We start from the raw sequence: 2,004 nt of genomic DNA, 5'->3' as shown, positions 1-2,004 counted from the left end.
TCACGGTGGCCGCGCGGTCGAGGGCGACACCGACGAGCGGTTCGACCTCGTCGTCGTCGCGTCCCGATTCCGGCCGCCGAGGCCGTCATCGAACGGTACGCCGACCGGACGACGGGGGCGATGGTCGACCTCGCGGGCGTGATGGACGGTCCCCTCGCGGCGATGCGAGCGGCCGCCCCGGACTGCGAACGGGCGAGCCTCCACCCGCTGTTCGCCGCCGACAACGCCCCGGGCACCGTCGCCGCCGTCGTCGACAGCGGCGGTCCGGTGCTGGAGACGGTCCGGGCGGCACTGACCGCCCGCGGCAACACGTGGGCCGAGACGACCGCCGAGGAACACGACCGCGCGATGGAGACGGTACAGGCCGCCGCCCACACCGCCGTCCTCGCGTTCGGCCTCGCCGCCGCCGACGTCCCCGACCAGTTCCACACGCCCGTCTCGGCGGCGCTTTTCGACGTCCTCTCGCAGGTCACCGGCAACGACCCTCGGGTGTACGCCGACATCCAAGCGGCCTTCGACGGTGCCGACGCGGTGGCCGAGGCCGCCGCCCGCATCGCCGACGCCGACGCCGAAGCGTTCGCGGACCTCTACGCGGAGGCCGGCAAATGAGCGACCGCCGCGAGCGCATCCGGGACACCGCGAAGTACCTCAAGAACGTCCGCCCCATCGACCCCGAGGAGATATACGAGTACGTCGACGGCCAGCCCCACCCCGGCGTCGTCCGGACGACGTGCGGGAGTTGGCCCCGGAACTCGGTCTCCGGGAGCGCGGGGACGGCGCGTTCGTCCCCGTCGAGGATGGCCCGATGACCGTCGACTTCGACGGCGTCGAGGCCTTCCCCGAGCGCTACGCCCGCCGACTGGAGGACCTGCTCGTCGAGCGGTTCGGCCCCGGATGGCCCGACGGGACCAGCGGCGACCGCCTGCGGGAGCGACTGGTCGACCTCAAGGAGGGGTACCTCCACCAGCGCGACGTCGAGTACGACGAGTTGACCGCACTGTGTTACGCCATCTATCACCTCCCGGACTACTACGCCGTCGCCCAGTACGTCCTCGCGGAGTTGGCCGCCGACGGCCTGCTCCCGAACCGCCTCCGGGTGCTGGACGTCGGGGCCGGCGTCGGCGGCCCGACGCTTGGCCTGGCCGACCTCGTCCCCGAGACGGCCGTCGTCGATTACCACGCCGTCGAACCGAGCGCCAACGCCGACGTGCTGGCGTCGATGCTCGAATCGACGCCCGACAACGTCCACGCGACGGTCCACCGCGAGCGCGCACAGGACCACGACCCGGAGACGACGTTCGACCTCATTTTCTTCGGGAACGTCCTCAACGAACTGTCAGACCCCGCCGCCGTGGTCCGGGAGTTGGGGTCGTCGCTGGCCGATGACGGTTCCATCGTCGCCGTCGAACCCGCGGACCGCAACACCGCTATCGGCCTCCGCTCGGTCGAACGGGAGTTGACCGACGAGTACACCGTCTACGCGCCGACCTGCCGGCTCTGGCCCGGGAAAGAGCCGACGAGCGAGTGCTGGTCGTTCGACAAGAAACCGGATCTGGACGTGCCGGCCTTCCAGCAGCGACTGGAGTCGGGCGCGGGCGACCGCTTCGAGGAGGGGGCGTTCGTCAACGTTGACGTCCAGTACGCCTTCTCTATCCTTCGACCCGACGACCGCCAGCGGATCGATTACACCCCCGACCGCGGGACGTTCGCGGCCTTGGGCGAGGCCGAGTCCTTCGTCACCGACCGCGTAGACCTCGTAGCGATCAAACTCAGCCACGACCTCAGCGACGGCGGCAACCCGCTGTTCCTGATCGGCGACGGCAGCGAACAGACCGACGCCTTCGCCGTGTTGACCCACGACTCGTCGCTGACGACCGACCTCGCCCGCGCGGACTACGGCGACCTGCTCGTCTTCGAGAACGTCCTCGTCCTCTGGAACGACGACGAGGGCGCGGTACAACCTCGTCGTCGACGCGAAGCCGTGGTGGACACGCGGGGCGGTAG

At 70.4% G+C, this 2,004-nt stretch carries 2 pseudogenes; both read left to right on the top strand.

The window, feature by feature from the left end:
* Positions 1-609: pseudogene (locus GJ629_RS15605) on the top strand (prephenate dehydrogenase); the annotation flags it as partial.
* A pseudogene (locus GJ629_RS15600) lies at positions 606-2,004 on the top strand (small ribosomal subunit Rsm22 family protein); the annotation flags it as partial. The pseudogenes GJ629_RS15605 and GJ629_RS15600, both read left to right, overlap by 4 nt.

Source organism: Halapricum sp. CBA1109, from assembly GCF_009741825.1.
Classification (GTDB): Archaea; Halobacteriota; Halobacteria; order Halobacteriales; family Haloarculaceae; genus Halapricum.
The sequence above is the reverse complement of the archived record's forward strand: the minus strand, read 5'-3'. Positions and strand labels throughout refer to the sequence as shown.